The organism is Alishewanella tabrizica (assembly GCF_014652375.1).
Lineage (GTDB): Bacteria > Pseudomonadota > Gammaproteobacteria > Enterobacterales > Alteromonadaceae > Alishewanella > Alishewanella tabrizica.
In genome coordinates this window covers 291,565-316,630 of the sequence record NZ_BMYR01000004.1, presented here as the reverse complement: position 1 = coordinate 316,630, position 25,066 = coordinate 291,565, and the positions used below count along the sequence as shown (strand labels likewise).

Below are 25,066 nucleotides of genomic sequence, written 5' to 3'. Positions count from 1 at the left end.
GGCATGGATGTTATTAACTGATCGGCTTGAATGTTATAGAGTGATCGCCATGCGTGAAAATATGCACATATCTCGGCGCCCTTGCTTAAGTCTATTGCGCGAATAGCTGGTTTGAAATCTCTGGTAGTTACCGGACGAGTCGTTGGAGATAGTGAATTTCGAGAACTAGAATCCTTAGGGCCAGTAGTTAAGGTGATCGTTAACTAGGTATAAAAGGTTGCTCTTTAAAATTGAGGTTGAAACTGGAGAGGAACAATAGCGGTTTGACGAAAAATCAATCTTTCTGGATTGTATAAGTAAAATATTGGGGATGTTGATTGGAAATCTAAATATGAGCAAGGCAATAATAAAAAACCGTCAAAAAATAAATTTTTCTTGAAATTGACCTCTATAAGTGCTAATTAATTAACGTAATATATACATTTTTAGCTAGATGGATACATGTCATGACAATGAGGTCCTTTGCTGGCTTGTTATGCAAACAGTAACTCATCATTATCTAACCTGAAAAACCATGAAATTCTCAAAAGGATTACGCAGTTATATTTGTATTGGCGCTACTTATTGCTGCAATTTTAAATTATTTTAAAGTTCAATATGTGACCGTCACTATTCAGTTCCTTTTGAGTCACTTATCAGGTAAAGGAGGGGCTTTGAGGTATTTTGTATTATTTTTGGTAACATTTTTTAGCAAGGTGCTTTACCCTCAACCCTGTACCGTTGAAATGAAACAGGCTATGTCTGATTTGACATTCGCTCAAATAATTGAGTTGGTGGAGCAAGAGGGAGAAGCCTATGCTCAATTTGCTCAAATGTTACATGCTATCAACCCCCATCTTGATTTCAAGCAAGATCGTCAGTTTTATCTTCAACATAGCCAGTTTAAACGAAGAACGGTCCATTTTAATGGCGATGCCTTAAAGGGGGTATTTTTCGGTCTGTACTTTAGTGGCGGGAGTGGCGGGTTAAGTTCTGATACTGGGTTTGGACTATTTATTGGGTTAGACAGTAAAAATTGTCAGCTTAGATCGATATCTTATGATGTACCATTCTGAATTTATGCGAGAAGATTACCTTTCCACTAGATAAAAGCCCCATTATTATTAATGCTTACTATGCTAGTTCCGAAATGCTAGTTCGAAATGCTAGTTTGAAATGCTAGTTCTAAATGATAGTGCCGAATTACCACATAAATTAACGACACACATTACGTCGTGTTTGCTGGAGTCTCGATGCAAGAGCGTAATCTCAGAAATTTTTATATTCCTGAAGAGCAATCGATATATTTATTGAACACTAATGATGCCAAGAAGCTTAAAGATTGGGTAGCACTGTGTATCGACGAATTGCAAAAGTTGGGTTATCACGACATCAGTTTGATAGGCAAGGGTGCTTATGGTTTCGCTTTTGCGGGATATGGCATAGATGAGCAATGTTATGTCTTTAAGTTTTCTCGGATCAATTTACCACAGCATATTCAAGAACGATTAGCTGACGAAGCCTTTATGTTGTCGCAAGTACAGCATTCGGCCGTGCCGCCTTATGTAACGTATCAAGTGATCAAAAAACAAGGGATCTTGATGATGGGGCGGGCGCCCGGTATTGATCTTGAGCAATACAGTTTGCGCCATGGTCGGTTATCGGTAAAGTTATTGATTGATATCGCAGCGCAATTGGCAGAGTTGTTATGGCATTTACGCCATTATCGTAAAGACGGCGTCGCCATGCCTATTGTGCATGGTGATATCAAACCTTCAAATTTAGTGTTTGATGATGCGACTGGGAAAATTAGTCTTATTGATTGGGGTTCGTCGGTGTTTGCGCAGCTTGATCAGGATGGACATTATTTATCTAACAATGTGATGCAATTAATGTCGTCTGATCTGCAGCATTCTAATGCGCGCATGGGAGATATTTACTTTATTGGCCCCGAGCAGCGTGCTGGGCATTTATCGAGTCCACGCTTTGATGAGCAAGGTGTAGCCAGTACCCTGTATGCGCTCGCCTCAGGCCAGCCTTGTCGATTTGGCCGCAAGGCGATACCTGCCAGAAGTTTAGGTTTGCCTTTAGAGTTTGCCACTTTGCTTGATAGTATGCTGTCGGATGATTTGACATTGCGTCATCAGGCAGGGGATTACTTTTTACAGCATATGTCGCGTATAAAACGCTTAGTGTTACCTGAGCTCACGTTATTTAATGATTTGCCCCAGTTACCGGTGTGGGTGAGTCCTGAAAAGCGCGAGTTAGACACTGTGGTGTATTCGTCTCGAAAATCATTTCTACGTGAACATAACGAAGAGATGGATATTGCGTATGTCGATGATGTGCAGTTAGAACGTTACTACAAAAACTATCTTGAGGGGATGGGCGAAACAGAAAAAGCTTTTATTGCTGCGGTTAGCCGATTGGCACGTTATCCGGTTGTTGGGGGCTTAGCGATCCATTGGCAAGCTCAGGGCGTGTATATAGATTCAAGTTTAAATTTGTATGATACCGAGCTACAACGTGCCTTTGCGTTGGCGGTGAACAATGTGGTTACACTGGCGCGAGCGATCAGCAAAGTGGGGACATTTAAAGCGTGTTTGTTTAATGCGAGAAATACCTTGCACATCAGTCGCGACAGTGAAGATGTGCCGTTTGTGGTGCCGTTGGAAAGTCACATTCCCTATCAATTAGCCCCGGTAGTCAGTGAAGAAGATGCCAGTAAACAACACTCCTATTTTGAAGATGGTAAAGATCCTGATGAGCAATTAGTACTACCCGATGCCATTATGGATGATATTGCTAAACTTAATCTAATTCGGCACACCGGCTGTATTATTTTTGAAGTAACACCGCTTTATATGAAAATCCATAGCTATTACCGCTTGTTGGATCCCACTGCTGAGGAGCAATTTGCCTTTTTATTACGCAGTATTTTGACAAAGGTGCCCTTAATTTGCGGTGAAGGCGTGGGTGGCTTTATGAAACTACCGTACAAAGATACCCGAAAATTTAGCCAACAGGCGCAAGCGCCACAATTTCTTTATCCGGCTAATCCGATGCGTTTTAAGGTGTAAACAAGCTAACTTGCTTAATTTAACAGCAAACCCATTGTTTCTGGTGATGGCTGCGATAGGCAGGCATTGCTTTACGCTAAAAAAGGTTTAAATTGCCACGTAAAACAAGTAATGTAGGGTCTTTGTGATAACTTTTAATTTGATTGATACCATGTCTAGCGAGAAAAACGCCACTTACCGTTTGTTACTTGAACAAGGCCGCGCCTTGTTCGAGCATGAAACCGATATGATTGCCAATATGGCAAATTTTAGTGCCTTACTCTTTAATACTTTACCTGATCTTAATTGGGCTGGTTTTTATATCATGCGCGCTGGAGAATTGGTGCTGGGTCCATTCCAAGGCCAAGTAGCGTGTGTGCGCATTCCAGTGGGCAAGGGCGTTTGTGGCACCTGTGTTGCTACAGGGCTTATCCAACGGGTTGCCGATGTGCATGAATTCCCTGGCCATATTGCTTGCGATGCAGCCAGTAATTCAGAAATTGTTTTGCCAATCCGTTATAACGATGAGGTTATTGCGGTACTGGACATTGATAGCCCGATACTTGATCGGTTTGATGATGAAGATGAAGCGGGTTTAGCGCAATTAGTTGCATTGTTTGAGAAACACTTGGTTTTAAGCCAATGAAAGATTTGTTATCGGTACAAGATTATTTACTGCAGGTGTCTGATGTAGGCGACTGGGACGGTGAAGAAGAACTGGTTGCCGACAAATTAAATACCATTATCCATGTTGTTTGGGATGCCTTACCTGATAATTTAACCTCGAAAGAAATCAGTTTTTTAATGCCGCAAATCTGGGATCAACTGCGTGGAGATACGGTATTAGTAGATGTAGATGAAGACGAGTTAATCGGTTGGGCAATAACCTATATTCAACAACAAATTGATGAAGGCATGACAGACATGCCTGCTGAAGACGACGAAGAAGAGTGAACCCTGAATGACAATTTCGATTGCTGAAACGGCTGAAACCATTGATACACCAGTTTTACCTACTACGGAAACTGCAAAACCTGCTAATGTGAAGGAGGTTTTAGCCTTTTTAGTTAGCCAATATCCCCTGTGTTTTGCCCAAGATGAGCATATTAAGCCGCTAAAAGTGGGTATCTTTCAAGATATTGCCCAACGTTTAGGTGATGACAGTCAAATCAGCAAGACACAATTGCGCCAAGCGTTAAGGGTGTATACATCAAGTTGGCGCTATTTAGATGCAACCAAAGAAGGGGTTAGCCGCGTAGATATAGATGGGCAGCCTGCTGAAGTGATCGATGCGCAACAAGCTGAACATGCAGCCAAACTATTGGCTGAGAGTAAGCAAAAGGCAGCAGAGAAACGTAAAGCGCGTATGCAAGAGCAACGTGCAAAGCAGCCTGTTAAGGCACCCGTAGCACCCAGTGATAAAAAAAGACCGAACAAAACGTTGGTAAAGGGTTCTAAACCTGTAAAAGCTGCGCCTAAGGCGGTTGTTCCTGCCGCCAAAGAAACCATTGCAACGGTTGCGCCTGCCTTACTAACGTTAGAACCCGCAATGTTGGCGGTGGGTAACAAGGTGTTGGTGAAATTAGGTCAAACGCCGATGCCTGCCACGATTCAAGAAGTTAGCCTTCCTGATGTGACAGTGCAATTGGGGTCTGGTATGGTCATCAAAACACGTCAGGATAGCCTGTATCAGGCCTGACGAATATTGAGAGTGTTATGAAGAAATTTTCCCTGATAGCTGTTGGTATATTTTTAGCGTTAAGTGTTACTGCTGAAACCGTTTCGCAACCTGACATAGGCGCTTTGCCGGTGGTTAGCCAATCACCTCAGCATGCGACGGCCAGTAAACGGGTTGCGGCTACGTTTACGCGCTCACATTACTTGCCGGTACAGCTTAATGATGAGTTGTCAGGGCGAATTTTTGATTTGTATTTGAAAAATTTAGATTTTAGCCGCAATCACTTATTGGCGGCTGATATCGCAAAATTTGAAGAATACCGTTTTCGTTTTGATGATGGTATTAACCGCGGCAATTTAGATTTTGCGTTTGACATGTTTAACGTTGCGCAACAACGTCGTTTCGAGCGTTTTAATTTTGCCATTAGTTTACTTGAAAAAGAGTATGACTTTGAGGTGGCCGATCAGTATGTTTACGATCGTGAAGACGCTGCGTGGCCAGAAGATCAACAAGCGTTAGATGAGTTATGGCGTCAGCGCGTTAAGTTCGATATTTTGAATTTAAAATTAACGGGCAAAACGCAAGAAGAAGCGAAAGAAATCTTGTTAAAGCGTTATCGCAATACGCAAAAACGCTTGATTCAAACCGAAAGCGAAGATGTATTTCAGGTATTGATGAATTCTTTTGGTCGTGCGGTAGAGGCACATACTTCGTATTTGTCACCACGCAACGCTGAGCGTTTTCAGCAAGAGATGAATTTACAGCTTGAAGGCATTGGTGCAGTCTTACGTGCCGACGAAGATTACACGGTGATTCAAAGCTTAGTTCCAGGTGGCCCTGCTGATTTAACGCAAAAATTAAAACCGAAAGATCGGATTGTGGGTGTAGCGCAAGATGCCAAAGAATTTGTCGACGTGGTGGGATGGCGCTTAGATGATGTGGTTGATCTGATTAAAGGCCCCAAAGGCAGTACTGTTCGTTTGCAAGTGTTGGGCGGTAGCGATGTAAATAGCCAAACACAGGTTGTTGAAATTGTTCGTGATAAAATCAGATTAGAAGATCGCGCAGCCAAGTTTGAAATTGTTGAACCCAAACTAGGCGTGTTAGAAAACAAAGTTGGCGTGATTAATATTCCAGGGTTTTACAATAACCTGTCAGAAGACGTTAAAAAATTGCTGGCAGACGCTAATGAGCAAAAAATTGAGGCCTTAATCATTGATTTGCGTGGTAATGGTGGCGGCTCTTTACAAGAAGCCACGTTACTTACTGGCTTATTTATTGACAGCGGCCCAGTTGTACAGATCCGCTCAGGCGATGGTCGAATTGGGTTAAATGGCGATAACGATGGCGTCTCCTTTTATGATGGCCCGCTGACGGTATTAGTGGATCGTTATAGTGCATCGGCGTCAGAAATTTTTGCTGCGGCGTTACAGGATTATGGCAGAGCGCTGATTATTGGTGAACAAACCTTTGGTAAAGGTACGGTACAACAGCATCGTGGTATAGGCCGAATTTATGACATGTTTGAGCAGCAATTAGGCAGTGTGCAGTACACCATGGCCAAGTTTTATCGGATAAATGGTGGCAGTACGCAACACAAAGGCGTGATCCCCGATATTAGTTTTCCTTCAGCCATCGATCCAGCTGAATGGGGCGAGAGTAAAGAAGATTATGCGTTACCTTGGGATGCTATAGCGCCTGCGCAGTATCAAGCGTTACAAGACATTGCGCAGCAATTACCTGCTTTACAGGCGAAACATGCCCAACGTATTGCCAAGGAAACTGAGTTTCAGTATCTACTAACCGATATTGCCGAGTATCAACTGCAAAAAGACGAGAAAAGTATTTCGTTAAATAAAGCCGAGCGCATTGCGAAGCGTGAAGCGGATAAAGCGCTCGCGTTAACACGCACGAATGCCCGTTTAAAGCGCTTGGGATTACCTGAAGTCACATCTATCGATGATGCGCCTGAGTTGCTAACGAAACTGGATCCGTTTTTAGAAGAAGCAGCGCATATTACAGTTGATTGGTTGCAATTAAACCGCGTAGCGAAAAAGTAGCTAGGTAACCATAAAAAAGGCGGTATTTACCGCCTTTTTTAAATAATTTGCTGTCGTTGTCGTAGCAGGTCATCTTAATCATAGTTCGATCTCCGCTCGGCCACAGCTGAACCACAGTACAACATAATAATTATAAAGGTCTCTTATGTCGGGAACTCGTCAATCGGTCCATGGCTTTTGGTCAAGCCGTTTAGCCTTCATTCTTGCCGCTACTGGTGCCGCTGTTGGTCTTGGTAATATTTGGAAGTTTCCCTATATTATGGGCCAAAATGGCGGTGGCGCCTTTGTGTTAGTGTATTTGTTTTGTATTTTATTAATTGGTATCCCGGTGATGATGTCTGAGGTATTGATTGGTCGCCGGGGCCGTCAGAGTCCTGGGCATTCCGTTAAAACCTTGGCCTTAGAGGCAAATGCCAGCACGCGTTGGCAATTAGCGGGCTGGAGCGGTTTAGCGGCCAGTTATCTTATTCTGTCTTTTTATGCAGTTATTGCAGGCTGGGCGTTATATTACGTATTTAAAACGGCAAGCGGCACTTTTGTGGATATGCCTGCAGCGGAAGTCGGTGCCCAATTTTCGAGTTTTATTGCGAATCCTATCGCCTTAATGAGTTGGTCTGCGGTTATTTTGTTTTTTACGGTGTATGTAGTTGGCAAAGGGGTACACAAAGGCTTAGAAAAAACCGTTAATTATTTGATGCCATCTTTATTTGTTTTGCTGTTGGTTATGGCGATTTACTCTGGTTTAAACGGCGCTTTCTCTGAAGCATTTGATTTTATGTTCAAACCGGATTTTTCTAAGTTAACCATGAATGGGGTGCTGTTAGCGTTAGGGCATGCCTTTTTTAGTTTAAGTTTAGCCTCGGGTGCCATGATTATTTATGGGGCGTATTTGCCTTCCAATGTGTCTATTGCCAAAACCTCTATGTTAATTGCGCTGTGTGATACTGCTGTGGCGTTATTGGCCGGATTAGCTATTTTCCCATTAGTCTTTGGATATGGTTTGCAGCCGGGCGAGGGTCCGGGTTTGATTTTTGTTACCTTACCTATCGCTTTTGGCAGCATGCCGTTTGGTACGTTATTTGGCACGTTATTTTTTGTGATGTTGGTGTTTGCTGCGTTTACCTCTGCCATTGCGATGATTGAGTCTACTGTTGCGTGGTTGGTCGAAACACGTGGTGTTAAGCGCCGCAATGCCACTATTTATACTGGATTGTCACTGTGGCTATTGGGATTACTTACAGTCTATTCTTTTGCTGGCGCGTCGTGGGCTACCTTTGAATGGACATTCCTTGGTAAACCCATTGGCAGTTTCTTTGAATTAAAAGACTATTTGACTTCTGCCATTATGTTACCGATTGGTGGGTTATTTATTGCCATTTTTGTTGGCTGGGTGATGTCTGAAAAGGTTACCACGGAAGAGTTAGCCACCAGCAAGCGTGCTTACGCCATTTGGCGTTTAGCGATCCGTTGGATCACCCCCGTGGCGGTTATTGTGGTGTTTTTGAATTTGATCGGCGTGCTCGATCTGTTTAGTGCCATTGTTGGCGAATAGTAGGAGCACATCATGTCTCGTTCAGAAGTAAAAGCCCCCAGTTTAGTTGATGCACTGATACCGATGGTGGTGTTAATTGTCTTGCTTGCGGCCTCAGTGGTGCTGTTCAAAGATGATTCGTCTTATGGTCCGAATCAGATCGCGTTGTTTTTAGCCGCGGCTGTGGCGGTAGTCATTGGTCTTAAAAATGGCCATAGCTGGCAAAGTATTGAAAAGGCAATGGTTAAAGGGATCTCATTGTCATTAGCCGCAGTATTGATTTTATTAGCCGTTGGCGCCTTAATTGGCACGTGGTTGCTCTCTGGTACCGTTCCCACATTAATTTACTATGGTTTACAAATATTAAGCCCGAGCTGGTTTTACGCCGCGAGCTGTTTACTCTGTGCCATTGTTGCTATGAGTATTGGTAGCAGTTGGACCACGGCCGCAACCATAGGTGTGGCGTTAATTGGTGTGGCTACTGGCTTGGGTTTATCACCCGCTATTACAGCAGGGGCCATTGTTTCGGGCGCTTATTTTGGTGATAAAATTTCACCTTTAAGCGAGACGACCAATCTAGCACCCGCTGTAGCGGGTGCTGATTTATTTGAACACATTAGACATATGTTATGGACGACGGTGCCCAGTATCATTTTAGCCTTGTTGGCATTTTTGCTGATCGGGTTTAATAGCCAAGTCAGTGCTGATTTGCTGCATATTAATGAGATAAGTTCGGTTTTAAAGCAGCAATTTAATATTAGCGTAGTGACGTTGGTGCCATTGGTTGTACTTTTAGTAATGGCGATTAAAAAAGTCCCTGCTTTCCCCACCGTGTTTATTGGTGCTTTATTAGGGGGGTTATGGGCAGTGCTGTTTCAGGCCGATTTGATCAACCAGATCGCCGATAAAAATTTACCCGCCGCGGTAGCTGTTTTTAAATTGGTATGGAGTACCTTGTTTGCCGGTTTTAGTATCAGCACAGGTAATGAGGATATGGATAGTCTGCTAAGCGGTGGCGGTATGGCCAGTATGCTGAATACCATCTGGTTAATTTTTTCGGCAATGATGTTTGGTGCTGTGGTAGAACATATTGGTTTACTGCGCAAATTTGTAGAATCGATTCTGGCTTTTGCGCGCAGTACCGGTTCACTGATTACCAGTACCATGGCCACTTGTTTAGCCACCAACATTTTAACTGCCGATCAGTATATGTCTATTGTAATGCCTGGACGAATGTACAAAGAAGAATATAAACGTCGTAATCTAGCGCCTGTTAATTTATCTCGCGCGTTAGAAGATGGTGGTACTATAACCAGCCCATTGATCCCGTGGAATACCTGTGGCGCCTATATGCATGGGGTTCTGAATGTGAACCCACTTGATTATGCTGTGTACGCTTTCTTTAATTTAATAAATCCCATATTAGCCGTGATCTATGCTTATTTGGGGATTAAAATTTTGAAATTAACACCACCTGATTCGGTAGCCGCCTCGGTGCAGGCTAGCACAGGCCGATAATTTTTCGCGCCCAATTTTCTAATAAAGCCTGATGAACGTCAGGCTTTTGTTATTTAACCTGACACGCTGTTTATCTGACGTAAAGGAATCTGTTATGACCACTGCTCAAGTGCGCCAACCAAAACGTTTAGCCGATTATCAAGCACCGATTTTTTCTATTACTCATACGGATTTAGTGTTTGAACTGGATGCAACCGCCACTCGGGTAACGGCAACGTTAACTTTTAAACGCCAGCAACCTGGGCGTTTGCTGTTAGAGGGGCAGCAGCTAAAATTAGAACGCGTGCGTTTAAATGATCGCGTGTTAACGGCTGCAGAGTTTGCGCAGACAGCAGAATCGTTAGAGATTTTTGCCCCCGGCGATACTGGCGTGTTAGAAATTGTTACCTTGCTTAATCCAGAGCAAAACACCGCGTTAGAAGGGCTTTACTTGGCCGAGGGGGTCTATTGTACACAGTGCGAGGCCGAAGGTTTTCGGCGTATTACCTATTATCCCGATCGGCCCGATGTGTTGGCGGTATTTACCACAACAATAATCGCTAACCGTAACGAGTTACCGTTTTTACTCTCTAATGGTAATAAAGTACGTGAAAGCCGTTTACCTGATGGCCGTACTGAGGTGGTTTGGCACGATCCTTATCCGAAACCCTCGTATCTATTTGCTCTGGTAGCGGGCGATTTTGATCATTTACACGATACGTATGTAACGTCGACTGGGCGTGAGGTGTTACTCGAGTTTTTCGTGCAAAAGGGCGCTTTGGCACGAAGCCATTTTGCGATGGCTGCATTGAAACGTGCTATGCGTTGGGATGAACAGCGCTTTGGTCTGGCGTACGATTTAGATCGTTATATGGTTGTAGCGGTAGATTTCTTCAATATGGGCGCGATGGAGAATAAGGGCCTTAATGTATTTAACAGTAAATTTGTACTGGCCGATGATACCTCTGCCACTGATACGGATTATTTTAATATTGAATCGATTATAGGCCATGAATATTTCCATAATTGGACAGGCAATCGAGTAACGTGCCGTGATTGGTTTCAATTAAGCCTTAAAGAAGGGTTAACGGTATTTCGTGATCAAGAGTTTAGTGCCGATATGGGCTCGCCGACATTAAATCGTATTGATGCGGTTAAAGTAATACGTACTGCGCAATTTGCTGAAGATGCAAGTCCGATGGCGCATCCTATTCGGCCCGAGCAAGTGTTAGAAATGAATAATTTCTATACAGTGACAGTATATGATAAAGGCGCTGAAGTGATCCGCATGTTGCAAACCCTGTTGGGCAAAGCAGGATTTAATGCTGGTTTAGCGTGTTATTTACAACGACATGATGGGCAAGCGGTTACGTGTGACGATTTTGTGCAGGCAATGCAAGATGCCACAGGCTATGATTTACAAGCGTTTCGTCGTTGGTATAGTCAATCAGGCACACCAGAGCTGAGCGTAAAAGAGCAATTCGATGCCGCAACGGGCAAATTGACGTTAACTTTAGCGCAGCAAACGCCAGCTACGGCAGATCAACAAGAGAAACTGCCATTAGTTATTCCGGTAAAAATTGAGTTGTTATTTCATGATGGCAGTGCTGCACAACAACATCTGTTAATCCTTGACTCTTCTGTGCAGCAATTTCAGTTTGACAATCTGCCTCAGGCGCCACTGGTTGTATGGTTAGAAGACTTCTCGGCGCCCGTGAAACTGAGTACGGATTACGATGTTGAGCAGTTACTGGCCATCGCAAGTCGCGCCAGTAATGGTTTTGCCCGTTGGGATGCGATGCAACAGTTTTGGCATAAAATTATTAAAGATGCGGTGCAGCAATCTGCTTTACCAGTATTACCAGAGGCATTGCTAACGGCTTTTCGACAGTGGTTAATTACACCATTGGCTGATCTGGCATTAACGGCCGAGCTACTCACATTACCTGATTTTGATACTTTAGCGGCGCATTATGCGCCTATTCCTGTTGATGCGTTACTTAATATCTTACAAGAAACCACCCAGCTACTGAGCAAAGCATTACTGCCTGAGCTGCTTGGATGTTATCAACAGTTAACCACACCGGCTTACCACTATTCTGAAGCGGATGTTGGCCTTCGTGCGCTAAAAAATCGTTGTTTACACTATTTGGCGTTTACTGCTGAGGGCGCAAAGAGGGTAACCGCGCACTATCAAGCCGCTAACAATATGACGGATATACTGGCTGCGCTTCACGCCGCTCAACACGCTAATATCGCACAAGCTGGTGAATTAATGGCCGATTTTGCCAAGCGTAATGAGGCAAATGTGCATGTCATGGACAAGTATTTTAATGTAGTGGCCGCTAATCCGCGCGACAGTGTGTTTGACGCGTTGGAAAAATTAACGGCTCATCCTGTGTTTAGTTGGAAAAACCCTAATCGGGTCAGGGCTGTTTATGGTGCATTTTCACAGCGCAATGCACCACAATTTCATCGTAAAGATGGTAAGGGCTATGCCTTGCTCGCTGAGGTGGTAACGAAAGTGGATGCGATAAACCCACAGCTCGCTGCACGTTTAATCACCCCCTTGTTGTCTTGGCAACGTTATGACGATGGCCGGCAGCAGCAATTAATCATGTTATTACGTGAATTAGCGAGTTTGCCTATGTTGTCTGACGATCTTTATGAAAAGGTTCATAAAAGTTTGCCATGAGTCGCAGCTATATTTTTAATGGCTTTTTATCACCTGAAAAATGCCAGCAATTTTATCGTGGTGAAGTGAAGTATGTCATTGTCACCGCCGACAGTGGTGAGCGAGTGCAATTGGCGCTGCGGCATTTTCAGCCGTTTATTAGTCATTTAGGCATTCGAGGGCGATTTCGCTTAACGCTTACCGATAATGGAGATTTTTTGCGGTTAGAGAAAATTAGTTAGAGTATATACTTTAAACGCAAGATTAAAATTTTAACTTGCGTTATTAGCTGGTTTGACCTTTAATTTCATTAAGTTAGCTTGGCGTGCTGCTGGTCTGTCCTGACAGGTTAAACTGTTAGCAGCTTAGTGAGTAGTAACAAAGCATTAAAATGGCAAAAAATGAATAAAAATCAACAGATTTACGCTAAAGCAAGCCTTGCTAACACTGACAAATGATGTAATTATTTTAATGCAAGAATCTGGTACGTCGTTGGTTGGCGGCCGGATCGATAACTAAAAGAACAGACAACTACCTGTTGGACAGGGGGGGAGACAACAACATGAATAAAAGGCCAAACCGCTTTGCGATAAGCCCGTTAGCTGCCGGTGTAACTGCCGCATTGCTGGCGCTGGCTTATGCACCTGCTCACGCTGCAACATTTAATTTTGGCGATGTAGAAGTCGTGTTCGACTCTACGTTTTCTTATGGCGCCAGTTGGCGAACTGAAGAACGCAATTGGGATACTATTGCTAAAGTAAACCATCCGCGTTTCAACTGGGCAGGCTATAACGCTGCGACTAATTTAATTTACCCCTCTGCTGATATTTGGGCACAACCTGGTGCTTACTCCAGTAACGGTGATGCCGGTAACCTGAACTTCGATCGTGGTGATATGTTCAGTAGCTTGTTTAAAGGGCTACATGAAGTGTCTATTAAAAAAGACAATATCGGTTTCTTTGGTCGGTTTGTGTATTTTTATGATAGCGCGTTAAGTGATGGCAAATTCCCGTACAGTAACCCACTGAGTGGAAATGCCGTTGATCCTTGCGAAGATAAGCGCTCTAGCGAACTTGCGTGTAAAGATTTACGCTTATTAGACGCTTACATCTACGGTAATTTTGCGTTTAATGATGGTAACAACCCGGTCACTGTGCGCTTAGGTAATCAGGTATTAAGTTGGGGTGAAAGTACCTTTATTCCGCATGGTATTAATATTACGCCAGTAGATGTCGGTATTTTACGTGCACCAGGTGCAGATCTTAAAGAAGCCTTTATTCCTACGGGTATGCTTACGTTGTCGGTTGGGTTAACTGAAAACTTGTCTACGGAATTGTTTTATCAATATTCATGGCAAGAAAGTTACTTACCCCCACCAGGCACCTATTTCTCTACCAATGACTTTGCCGGCCGTGGTGGTTATGCTCAAAACATCCAGCTTGGTTTTTCGGGTAACCCCGATATCGATTTAGCGTTTTTACTGCAAAATTTGAATAATTTAGGTGCAGCGGTAGGCGCGGGTCAAGTGACGCCAGCACAAGCGGCGCAAATTTATCTGGCGTATCCAACTAAAGTGGCGCTTCGTCCCTTTGGTGACGCGGGTGAACTAAAGCCTGATGATGGTGGTCAGTATGGTATTAAGTTTGAATACTTTGCGCCAAGCCTTGGTGATACTGAATTTGCTGTGTACTACATGAATTATCATAGTCGTGTACCGGTGATCTCGGGTGTTGCGTCGGATTTTCGCTCGCCAGCAGTTCAAGCTGATATTGGTTATTTAGTTCAAAACGCCGGTAATTTAACCAAAGAAAACGTGCAAAACTTACGGGCGTTTTCTAAGGGGTTATTAGAATACCCTGAAGACATTAAATTGTACGGCGCTAGCTTTAATACCAATTTAGGCACTACCTCAGTTGCCGGTGAGTTCTCTTTCCGCCAAGACGAGCCGCTACAAATTGATGACGTTGAAATTTTATACGCCGGTATGCCTGAGCAGTTAGCCATAGCAGGTATCCGCCCTGACTTAGCCGGTATTTCGCAATTGGGTCGGTTTATTGGAACCAAAGCAACACCTGGTAATTATGCCCAAGGCTATATTTTACGGAATACGGCACAAGCGCAAATGACCGTAACCCATTTATTTGGCCCTGTGTTAGGTGCTGATAACTTCACCATGTTAGGTGAAGTGGGTGGGGTAAGAATCAATAACATGCCTGCGCAAGACGTTTTACGTTTAAATGGTCCAAATACCGATCGTAGTGGTGCGCCTTTAGTTGGATCAAACGGTCCGTCACAAGGCTTACACACCGGTTTGTCTAATGGTGCAGAAACAAACCCGTTCCCAACGGCGTCTGCTTGGGGCTACCGGATTTTAGCCAAAGCTGATTACAATAACGTGTTTGCCGGTGTTAACTTATCGCAACGTATTGTTTTCTCACATGACGTGAATGGTATTACGCCTGATCCGCTGTTTATGTTTGTTAAAGATCGTAAATCTGCGGCGTATGCGGTGTCATTCGATTACCTAAACAAGTGGTCTGGTGAACTTAGTTACAACTGGTTCTGGGGTGGTGAAGGCACTACTAACAATACCGAAGATCGCGACTTTATTTCATTCAACATTAAATACTCTATTTAAGGGACGAGCACGAATTATGAAAAAACTCACCCTGTTAGCATCAGCTGTAGCGCTGGTGTTCAGTTGTCAAACGTTAGCTAAGTTACCAGCCGATCAGGTTGCGCGTTTAGGTCAAGACTTAACGCCAATTGGCGCTGAGCGGGCAGGTAATGCCGCTGGCACCATTCCTGAGTGGACCGGTGGTATCAAAGCCGCTCCTGCCGGTTACAAGCCTGGTGATCACCATCCAAACCCGTTTGCGGATGATAAGGTACTGTTCACGATTACCAAGGCTAACGTAGATCAATATCGGCAGTTTTTAAGTCCAGGCCAAATTGCTTTATTTGATTTGTATCCTGAAACGTTCAAAATGAACATCTATCCCACACGTCGCAGTGCATCGTTTCCACAATATTTTTACGATGCGACTAAGCAAATTGCTTCGCAAGCAGAACTAGTTGAAGGCGGCAATGGTTTACGTAATGCGGCCATTGGTATTCCATTCCCTATTCCTGCTAATGGCTTAGAGGCTATTTGGAACCATACGGTGCGTTACCGTGGTGTCGCGGCCAGCCGTAATGGTGGTCAAGCAGCGCCAACTGCGCAAGGGGCTTACACCATTATTGGTTTTGAAGAACAAATCATGTTTAAGTACTCGCATCCCGATGCGACAGCCACTGCGCTGGAAGCTGAAAACATTTTATTCCGCTTTAAACAAAGTGTAACGTCACCGGCACGTTTGGCCGGTACGGCATTGCTGGTACATGAAACCATGGATCAAGTCGCTACGCCGCGTCAAGCATGGACCTATAATACGGGTCAGCGCCGAGTTCGTCGTGCACCTAATGTGGCGTATGATGCACCCGGTACCGCATCTGATGGTTTGCGTACCACCGATGATTTCGATATGTTTAACGGCTCGCCAGATCGTTACAATTGGGAGCTTAAAGGTAAGCAAGAGATGTATATTGCTTACAACGATTATAAGTTACACAGCAATAGCTTAAAGTATGCTGATATTTTGATGCCGGGTCACATTAATCCTGAACATGTGCGTTATGAAAAGCACCGGGTTTGGGTAGTTGAAGCTACATTGAAAGATGGCACACGCCATGTATACGGTAAACGCGTATTCTTTATCGATGAAGACAGCTGGCAGATCCATGTTGCTGACTTATACGATAACCGCGGCGATTTATACCGTGTGGCGGTTGCGCATGGTCTGAACTACTACGAAGTTCCCACGCATTGGAGTACGTTAGAAGTGTATCATGACTTAAATTCGCGTCGGTATATTGCAATTGGTTTAGATAACGAAGATAAGATGTATGATTTCTCCGTTACGTTATCGGATAACGATTTCACGCCAGCGTCTTTACGCCGTGAAGGGACTCGGTAATTTCTAGCCTGAATAAAGGCTGGCGCTTGGCCAGCCTTTTTTTTAGACTTTTTTATGCTGCTAGTTATTGACCTTAATTTTTAACAGAGTGTTGCTTGCACATGTATAACAAACTTTATCTCTCCTGTTTTTCTGCGCTTTTTTTGCTGCAAAGTTCGGCTTTGTTAGCAGAAGATTTTGATGTTGACATGGCAAATGTTGAGCCCAAAGCTGCTGTGATGGCGCCGTTGGCAACCAAAGCCCTTTTTACTGATGTGGTTACTGTAGGGGAAAGAGGCTATGCTGCCGTTGGGGATCGTGGCCTTATTATGCTAAGTGCAGATGGACAACGGTGGCAACAGTCTGTGGTGCCGGTGCAAGCTTTGCTTACGTCGGTGTATTTTATTGATGCTGACTATGGTTGGGCGGTAGGTCATGATGCCACCATTTTGCATACGCAGGATGGGGGCGTAACGTGGCAGCTACAGCAGTTTTTACCTGAAACCGATAAGCCTTTGATGGATATTTATTTCTTCAACCGTCAACAAGGTATGGCAGTAGGTGCTTATGGGATGTTTTATACCACTGAAGATGGTGGTAAAAACTGGCAGGCCACCTTTCACTTATCGTTGGTGTCGGCAGATGATCAAGACTTTCTAGCCGAATTAGCCGAAACCGATCCAGAGGGCTACTTACTAGAACGTGAATCGGTTTTACCGCACTTTAACCGGGTTACGGTTCAAGGCGAGCAAATTCTTATGGTAGGAGAGGCAGGTTTTGTGGCGGTCAGTGATGATGCCGGGCAAAACTGGCGTCGCTTAGAGGAATTTTATAACGGCTCTTTGTTCGATATTCATCGCACAGCAACGGGTTCGTTACTGGTTGCTGGTTTACGCGGTAATGTCTTTAGAAGCTCTGATGATGGCGACAGCTGGCAAGAGATTGAACTGCCCGTGTCAGCCACCTTGCATAGTATTTTTGAAGACGATGCCGGGCATATTTATTTAACCGGTAATGCCGGCGCGTTATTACAAAGCCAAGATAATGGGCAGCGCTTTACTGATTTGTCGCAACCTGATGGTCGCGCTATTCTCAATGGTTTGCCTTTAGCCAAAAACCTTATTTTGGTAACGGAAACAGGCATTAAATTAACACCGATAGGTAAGTCTGAATAATATGAGCATTAATTGGCTGGTAAATAAAATTGAGTATAGCTTGTTCCGTCATCGGCTGGCTGTATTAGTTATTTTTTTGGTAGCAACCTTAGTGTTGTTATGGCGCGCGACAGATATAAAATTAGATGCGGCCTTTAGTAAAAATATTCCGCTTAAGCATGAGTATATGCAAACGTACTTAAAGCATGAAGCCGACTTTGGTGGTGCTAATAATATTTTGATCGCCATGTGTGATGCCAATGGCGATATTTTTAATGCGTCATTTTTTGATAGTTTTCGCAAAGCGCATGATGATGTGATTTATACCCCCGGGGTTGAACGGGTTTTAGTAAAATCGTTATTTAGCCCCAGTACCCGTTTTATTGAGGTGGTAGAAGATGGTTTTGCCGGCGGCCCAGTGATTCCGGCTGATTTTACTGCCGATGCCCAAGGTTTAGCGCGAGTGAAGGAAAACGCCGAAAAAGCGGGTGTGATCGGGCGCATGGTGTCTGACGATTACAGCTGCGCCATGATTACGGCATCGCTGCTAGAGCTTAACCCCGAAACGAATTTGCCCATCGATACCATTGCGTTTGCTGCTACGCTGGAAAGTGATATTCGCGCCAAATACCAAACAGAAGATTTAAGTGTACATATTATTGGCTTTGCCAAAATGGTGGGCGATGTTGCTGAGGGTGCCAAAGGCGTCGTGCTGTTTTTTGGTATCGCTATTGTTATCACCACCATTATGGTGTTTTTGTTTTCTGGCTCCATGATGCTAACCTTTTTGCCGATTGCTTGCTCGCTGATTGCCGTGATCTGGCAAATGGGCTTACTCACGGTATTGGGTTTTGGTATCGATCCAATGTCTATTTTAGTGCCGTTTTTAGTGTTTGCGATTGGTGTGAGTCATGGTGTACAAATGATTAACTCCACGGGCAAACGCGTCGCTGCAGGAATGGACGCTAAAACGGCGGCGCAAACCAGTTTCCGCAAATTGCTGGTGCCCGGTGGTGTGGCATTGTTATCCGATACAGTGGGCTTTTTAACGTTATTAATTATTGAGATTGGTGTGATCCGTGAATTGGCTATTACGGCCAGTTTGGGTGTAGCGGTCATTATTTTAACCAACCTTATTTTATTGCCTGTGCTGATGTCATATGTGAAGTTTAGTGATAAGTATAAACAACGGGTAGCACAGCCTAGCGTAAAAGCGGATAAAATATGGTTTGCATTATCGGCTTTTGCAACACCACGGTATGCGGCGGTTATTTTGATTGCTACTGCTGCGTTGTTTGGTTACGGCTACTTACAGAGTCAGCAATTAAAAATTGGCGATTTGCATCCCGGTGCTCCGGCGTTACATGAAGACTCGCGTTACAATCAGGATACCTTCTTAATTACAGATCGCTTTGCTATCTCGGTAGACTACATCAACGTTATGGTGGAGAGTATTCCTAATGCCTGTACCAGCCATGACATTATGGATCGGATTGATCAATTCCAATGGCAAATGGAAAATATCGCGGGTGTCCAATCGGCGGTGTCATTATCTTCGGTATCGAAGGTCATTAATGCCGCTTACAATGAAGGCAATCCGAAATGGCGTGTGTTACCTAGAAATACACAAAGTTTGGTACAAGCGTCTTCACGTGTTGAAACCAGCACGGGCTTACTAAATGCCGATTGCTCAGTGTTACCGGTCATGTTGTTTTTAGAGGATCACAAAGCGGAAACCATAGAGCGTGTGGTAGCTGCCGTGAAGAAATACGGTGCAGAATTAGGCGATGAGCAAACGCGCTTTGCTTTAGCCACTGGGCCTGCTGGCGTAATGGCCGCAACGAATGAGGCGGTTAGCGCGGCGCAACAACCGATGATGTGGTACGTTTACGCGGCGGTTATTGCCTTGTGTTTACTTAGCTTCCGTTCAGTTCGGGCCACCGCCGCCGTTGTTATCCCTTTGTATGTGGTATCGGTGCTGGCTACGGCGTTAATGACCAAACTTGAAATTGGTTTAACGGTATCTACGTTACCGGTTATCGCGCTGGGTGTAGGCATTGGTGTTGATTATGGTATTTATATTTTATCAACGATGAGCCAGCAATTACGTGATGGCATGCCTGTACGCCAAGCTTACTTTGAGGCGTTAAAAGAGCGTGGTAGTGCCGTTCTGTTCACGGGTATAACCTTGGCTATTGGTGTAAGTACCTGGGTGTTCTCGGCACTGAAGTTCCAAGTGGATATGGGCATATTGCTGACCTTTATGTTTATTGTGAACATGTTAGGTGCCATCGTGGTTTTACCTGCTTTGGCAAGTCTGTTTTGGCGCACGAAACAAAAATAATGCACGGTGATAGGCTAAAAATCGCTAAGATTTTTTTCCTCATAGTTATGCATTGAATTGACATGAAAATGGCCTTCGGGCCATTTTCTATTTACCGGACCTGAATATTCAGCCAAATCAAATATAAATGCACTGGTTTAACCAGTATAAAAGCCAGAAATATCGCTTCAAAAGCGCTACAATAGTTACTACACTGCGCAGCTGCAACATCCCCTAAAATTTGTGGATCCTGTGTTTTCGCAGTGATTGATAAAAGGATGCAATAATGACAAAGATAGATGGTCTACCCTCAGTTTTACTACAAAATGTCAGCAAGCTCATCAAGCAAAAAGTCAAAGAACAAATTCCCTTGGTTGAGAAGTTTGCCCATACCCTTTATGGCAATATGTCGAATGAAGATTTAGTCGGGCGCAATGATAGCGATCTGTATGGTGCTGCGTTGAGCTTATGGCAAACGTTTAATCAACATGCCGAGCCCGCTGCCCGTATACGTGTGTTTAACCCGGAAATTGCCCGCCATGGCTGGGAATCAAAGCACACGATTGTTGAGATCGTGGTGCAAGATATGCCTTTTTTGGTGGACTCAGTGCGTATGGCATTAAGCCGTCATACGATTACCGCGCATTTGCTACTGCATTACCCATTGCAAACAACGCGTGATACGAAAGGTGCCATTGTTGAGTTTGCTAAGTTAGGGCGGTTAACCGACGCGACGACTCAGCAAACTGTCTTTCATATCGAGATTGATCGGATGACCGATACGGCCGCCATTGACGCGTTAAAAGCAGAGCTGCATTCAGTGATGGAAGATGTGTCGTTGGCCGTGCAAGATTGGCAACCCGCCAGACAAAAACTGCAAGATGTTATCACCAACCTAGCGAAAAACGCAGGTAAAGCCAGCAAAGAAGACATTGCAGAGGTAACTGACTTTTTAAAATGGTTAGCGAAAGATAATTTTACGTTACTAGGTTATCGCAGTTACGACATTAATCCGGTGAAAGGTGATTATCAGATCGTTGGTCAAAAAGACAGTGCGCTAGGGTTAATGCGCCGCTCTGAACCGCGTGATTTAATGTTATCTGAATTACCAGAGCGTGGTCGTTTGCAAGCACTCAGCTCATCACTTTTGATTTTAACCAAAACCAACAATAAATCGCGGGTGCATCGCCCCGCGTATATTGATTATATTGGTATCAAACGTTTTGATAAAAACGGCAAAGTCGTTGGCGAAGATCGTTTTATTGGTTTGTATTCTGCAAGCTTGTACAACAACAGTGCGGCAGATATCCCGTTGTTAAAAAGCAAATTGCAACAGGTAATGGCTCGCTCTGAATTTGCGGTGGGGACACATGCCTATAAAGCTTTACTTAATATTTTAGAAACGTATCCACGTGATGAATTAATACAAGCGAATGTCGATGAGTTATTAGATGTCAGCTTGGGCGTGTTGCAGATGCAAGAGCGTGATATGACCCGCTTGTTTATTCGCGAAGATACGTTTGGCCGTTTTGTTACCGCCATGGTGTATGTGCCACGCGAACGTTACAACACGCAATTACGTAAAGATACTCAAGCACTGCTTGCGCAGTCGTTAGGTTCTACCGAACCTGTAGAGTTTACGACGTATTTTTCAGAATCTGTGTTGGCCCGTACGCATTACTTGGTACGAATCAACGATAGCCAAGTTGAGTATAACGTGAAAGATATTGAACGAAATCTGGTTGAAGCTGCCCGCACGTGGGAAGATAAACTTGAAAGCGCCTTAGTGGGCATTTATGGCGAAGCACGCGGCCGTGAGTTAAGTCGTAAATACATTAATGCGTTTCCACGCGCATACAAAGAAGAAATGTTGCCTAATGATGCGTTAGTAGATATCGGTAAGTTGGAATCGCTTAACGAAGAGCATAAGTTAGAAATGTTGTTTTACCGGCCGCAAGAAGAAGGTAAAGACAGCAAAGCCGTACGGTTAAATTTATTCCACAAAGATCACCCCATTCATTTATCTGACGTATTACCCATGTTGGAGAATTTTGGTTTACGCGTTATTGGTGAAACGCCTTACGCCGTAAAATGTCCTGATGGCGCAGTAAGTTGGATTTTAAACTTTGCCATGGAATTAACCGGCGAGGTACCAACAGATTTTGTGAGTGCCGCGCAGAGTTTCCAAGATTCACTGACGAAGGTGTGGTTAGGTCAATTAGAGGATGATGGATTTAACCGTCTTATTCTAGGGGCGGGTTTAAGTGGTCGCGAAGCGTCAATTTTACGCGCTTATGCCAAGTACAAACGTCAAATTGGCAGTACATTTAGCCAAAGCTATGTTGAAAATACCTTTGCCCGCTATGCGGCGTTAGCTGGGTTGTTGGTGCAATTGTTTACGATGAAATTTGCACCTAAGTCACGTGCTACCGCCAAGAGCATTGAAAAACTGGAAGAGCAAATTGCTGCACAGTTAGAAAATGTGGCTAACTTGGATGATGATCGGATCATCCGGCGTTTTGTGGATATGATTAATGCCACGTTGCGTACTAACTATTATCAAAAAGCCGCCGATGGAGCAGATAAGCCGTACATCTCTTTTAAAATTAAGCCAGACTTAATTCCAGAAATGCCGCTGCCGATGCCGATGTTTGAGATTTTTGTGTACTCACCGCGGGTAGAAGGGGTGCATTTACGGTTTGGTAAAGTGGCACGAGGCGGTTTACGTTGGTCTGATCGTCGTGAAGATTTCCGCACGGAAGTCCTCGGGTTAGTAAAAGCACAGCAAGTTAAAAATACCGTGATTGTTCCCTCGGGTGCGAAGGGCGGTTTTGTTTGTAAGAAGTTACCAGAAACCGGTGGTCGTGACGCCTTTATCAATGAAGGTAAAGCCTGTTATCGCACCTTCATTCGTGGCTTGTTAGACATTACCGACAATATCGTGCAAGGGGCCATCGTGCCACCTACCGATGTAGTGCGCTTAGATGAAGATGATCCGTATTTGGTGGTTGCAGCGGATAAAGGGACTGCTACGTTCTCGGACATTTCCAATGGCATTTCTGAAGAGTATCACTTCTGGTTAGGCGATGCTTTTGCCTCAGGTGGCTCCAATGGCTACGATCATAAGAAAATGGGCATCACTGCCCGTGGTGGCTGGGAATCGGTTAAACGCCATTTCCGCGAAGTTGGGATCGATTGTCAAACCAGTGATTTTACCTGTGTGGGCATCGGTGATATGGCAGGTGATGTGTTTGGTAATGGCATGTTGTTGTCTAAGCATATTCGGCTACAAGCCGCCTTTAACCATATGCATATTTTTATTGATCCTAACCCAGATGCGGCGAGCAGTTTCAAAGAGCGTGAGCGTTTGTTTAATTTACCCACCTCAACCTGGGATGATTATGATAAATCGCTGATCTCAGAAGGGGGCGGTATATTCGCGCGCAGTGCGAAGTCAATTAAATTGAGCCCACAGATGAAAGACATGCTGGGCACCACAAAAGCGTCGATGACACCGAATGAGTTGATCCGCGAGTGCATTATGATGCCGGTCGATTTGTTGTGGAACGGTGGTATTGGAACCTATGTTAAAGCCACTAACGAAACACATGCGGAAGTGGGTGATCGCGGTTCAGAGGCGTTGCGGGTGAATGGCCGTGAGCTAAGAGCAAAAATTTTTGGTGAAGGCGGTAACTTAGGTGCTACGCAACGCGGTCGGATTGAATATGCGGCTAACGGCGGGCGTTTAAATACCGATTTTGTTGACAACGTGGGCGGGGTAACTTGTTCGGATAACGAAGTTAACATCAAAATTTTATTGAATGCCTTAGTTAATGGCGGTGATTTAACCATTAAGCAGCGTAATAAACTGCTGAATGATATGACGGATGATGTGGCTGACATTGTTATCAAAGATTGTTATCGCCAAACACAAAGCATCAGTTTGTCGTCGTTATTGGGCTCTGAGCAGATTAAAGAATATACCCGTTTTATTCATGCGCTAGAAAAAGACGGCAAATTGAATCGTGAGTTAGAGTTTTTACCCTCTGATGATGAATTAGCGGATCGTATGGCGAAAAATATGGGCTTAACCCGTCCAGAATTAGCCATTTTAACTGCCTATGGCAAAATGGTATTAAAAGAGCGTTTGGTAACACCAGAGGTTTCTGATAATACCTATTTCCAACAGTTATTACACAGTGCATTCCCTGCGGTATTGCAGACGAAGTTTGCCAATGAAATTAGCCAGCATCCGCTAAAGGCAGAAATTATTGCCACCAAATTAGCTAATATGCTGGTTAACGAAATGGGGCCAAACTTTGTACAGCGCATGTTTGAGGAAACTGGCGCCAGTGCGGCTGAAGTGGCCATTTGTTATGCCATGGTGCGAGAATTATTTGATGTTGCGACATATTGGAAACAATTAGAGCAATTAGACAATAAAATTCCTGCGGCATTACAAAGTCGAGTATTGTTCCAGTTACGCCGCACGATCCGCCGTGCAACACGCTGGTTTGTTCGTCACCGTGATAAGACGCTGAATATCGAAAAGTCAGTTGCCTTCTTTAAACCGGCGTACACCGAAATTGTCCGTGATTTGCACAAGTATGTTGCTGAACGGGAAATGCAAGAGCTGTCTGAAAAGAGCAACACCTTGATTGAGCAAGGTATTCCGGAAAACGTCGCCCAGTACTTGAGTCAATTAAGCACGGTGTTCTCTGTAATGGATATTGCGCAAGTCGCTGATTTGCAACATACCCCGTTATCGATGGTCGCTGAAATTTACTTTAAGTTAGGTGATAAGCTGGAATTGCACTGGTTCTTAGAGCAAATTACACGTCAACCGGTAGCAAATCATTGGCAGGCGTTAGCTCGGGCATCTTACCGTGAAGAGCTTGATTGGCAACAACGTGGGTTAACCGCCGTTGTAGTGAAAAGCTGTGGTAATGTTTGTATTGCAGATGACATTATCAATAACTGGCTAGAGCAGCACACAAGCTTGGTAGAACGCTGGCGCTTAATGTTGGCTGAGTTTAAAACGACACAAAGCCATGAGTTTGCAAAGTTCTCTGTAGCGATGCGTGAACTGATGTTGTTGAGCCAATCTGTTTGATAA

At 44.2% G+C, this 25,066-nt stretch carries 15 protein-coding genes; all 15 read left to right on the top strand.

Features of this window, described 5'->3' with window-relative positions:
* The first annotated feature begins 551 nt into the window (after positions 1-551).
* The 15 genes from IE070_RS06770 to IE070_RS06700 all read left to right on the top strand — a co-directional run bounded on the left by IE070_RS06770 (position 552) and on the right by IE070_RS06700 (position 25,063).
* Positions 552-1,055, top strand: coding sequence for a hypothetical protein (locus IE070_RS06770; RefSeq protein ID WP_229796960.1), 504 nt, complete (start codon positions 552-554; stop codon positions 1,053-1,055).
* Positions 1,056-1,232: 177 nt separating this feature from the next.
* On the top strand, positions 1,233-3,059 hold the full coding sequence (locus IE070_RS06765; protein ID WP_189481750.1) for a protein kinase domain-containing protein: 1,827 nt from the start codon (positions 1,233-1,235) through the stop codon (positions 3,057-3,059).
* Positions 3,060-3,210: 151 nt separating this feature from the next.
* Positions 3,211-3,684, top strand: a complete 474-nt coding sequence (gene msrC / locus IE070_RS06760; RefSeq protein WP_189481781.1) for a free L-methionine (R)-S-oxide reductase MsrC — start codon at positions 3,211-3,213, stop codon at positions 3,682-3,684.
* A complete protein-coding gene (locus IE070_RS06755) occupies positions 3,681-3,992 on the top strand; it encodes a hypothetical protein (RefSeq protein WP_189481748.1) in 312 nt (103 codons plus the stop codon). The genes msrC and IE070_RS06755 overlap by 4 nt, the downstream gene beginning before the upstream one ends.
* A 7-nt stretch (positions 3,993-3,999) precedes the next feature.
* Complete coding sequence (proQ, locus tag IE070_RS06750) at positions 4,000-4,737, top strand: RNA chaperone ProQ (RefSeq protein ID WP_189481746.1); 738 nt, start codon at positions 4,000-4,002, stop codon at positions 4,735-4,737.
* Positions 4,738-4,754: 17 nt separating this feature from the next.
* Positions 4,755-6,776, top strand: a complete 2,022-nt coding sequence (gene prc / locus IE070_RS06745) for a carboxy terminal-processing peptidase (protein ID WP_189481744.1) — start codon at positions 4,755-4,757, stop codon at positions 6,774-6,776.
* Positions 6,777-6,921: 145 nt separating this feature from the next.
* On the top strand, positions 6,922-8,328 hold the full coding sequence (locus IE070_RS06740; protein WP_189481742.1) for a sodium-dependent transporter: 1,407 nt from the start codon (positions 6,922-6,924) through the stop codon (positions 8,326-8,328).
* Between the two features lie 12 nt (positions 8,329-8,340).
* Positions 8,341-9,825, top strand: a complete 1,485-nt coding sequence (nhaC, locus tag IE070_RS06735) for a Na+/H+ antiporter NhaC (protein WP_189481740.1) — start codon at positions 8,341-8,343, stop codon at positions 9,823-9,825.
* Positions 9,826-9,919: 94 nt separating this feature from the next.
* Complete coding sequence (pepN, locus tag IE070_RS06730; protein WP_189481738.1) at positions 9,920-12,499, top strand: aminopeptidase N; 2,580 nt, start codon at positions 9,920-9,922, stop codon at positions 12,497-12,499.
* Entirely contained in the window at positions 12,496-12,720 is a 225-nt protein-coding gene (locus IE070_RS06725) for a DUF2835 family protein (protein WP_189481736.1), read from the top strand. Before pepN ends, IE070_RS06725 begins: the two co-directional genes overlap by 4 nt.
* 320 nt (positions 12,721-13,040) lie before the next feature.
* The gene (locus tag IE070_RS06720) at positions 13,041-15,116 is read left to right on the top strand and encodes a DUF1302 domain-containing protein (protein ID WP_189481735.1); all 2,076 of its coding nucleotides are present in this window, start codon (positions 13,041-13,043) and stop codon (positions 15,114-15,116) included.
* Positions 15,117-15,129: 13 nt separating this feature from the next.
* Entirely contained in the window at positions 15,130-16,494 is a 1,365-nt protein-coding gene (locus tag IE070_RS06715; RefSeq protein ID WP_229796966.1) for a DUF1329 domain-containing protein, read from the top strand.
* Positions 16,495-16,655: 161 nt separating this feature from the next.
* Positions 16,656-17,648 (top strand): WD40/YVTN/BNR-like repeat-containing protein, encoded by a 993-nt coding sequence (locus tag IE070_RS06710; protein ID WP_229796959.1) that lies wholly within the window; start codon positions 16,656-16,658, stop codon positions 17,646-17,648.
* Position 17,649: 1 nt separating this feature from the next.
* Complete coding sequence (locus tag IE070_RS06705) at positions 17,650-19,971, top strand: efflux RND transporter permease subunit (protein ID WP_189481729.1); 2,322 nt, start codon at positions 17,650-17,652, stop codon at positions 19,969-19,971.
* A 265-nt stretch (positions 19,972-20,236) separates the two neighbouring features.
* Positions 20,237-25,063, top strand: coding sequence for an NAD-glutamate dehydrogenase (locus IE070_RS06700; protein ID WP_189481727.1), 4,827 nt, complete (start codon positions 20,237-20,239; stop codon positions 25,061-25,063).
* Positions 25,064-25,066 lie beyond the last annotated feature (3 nt).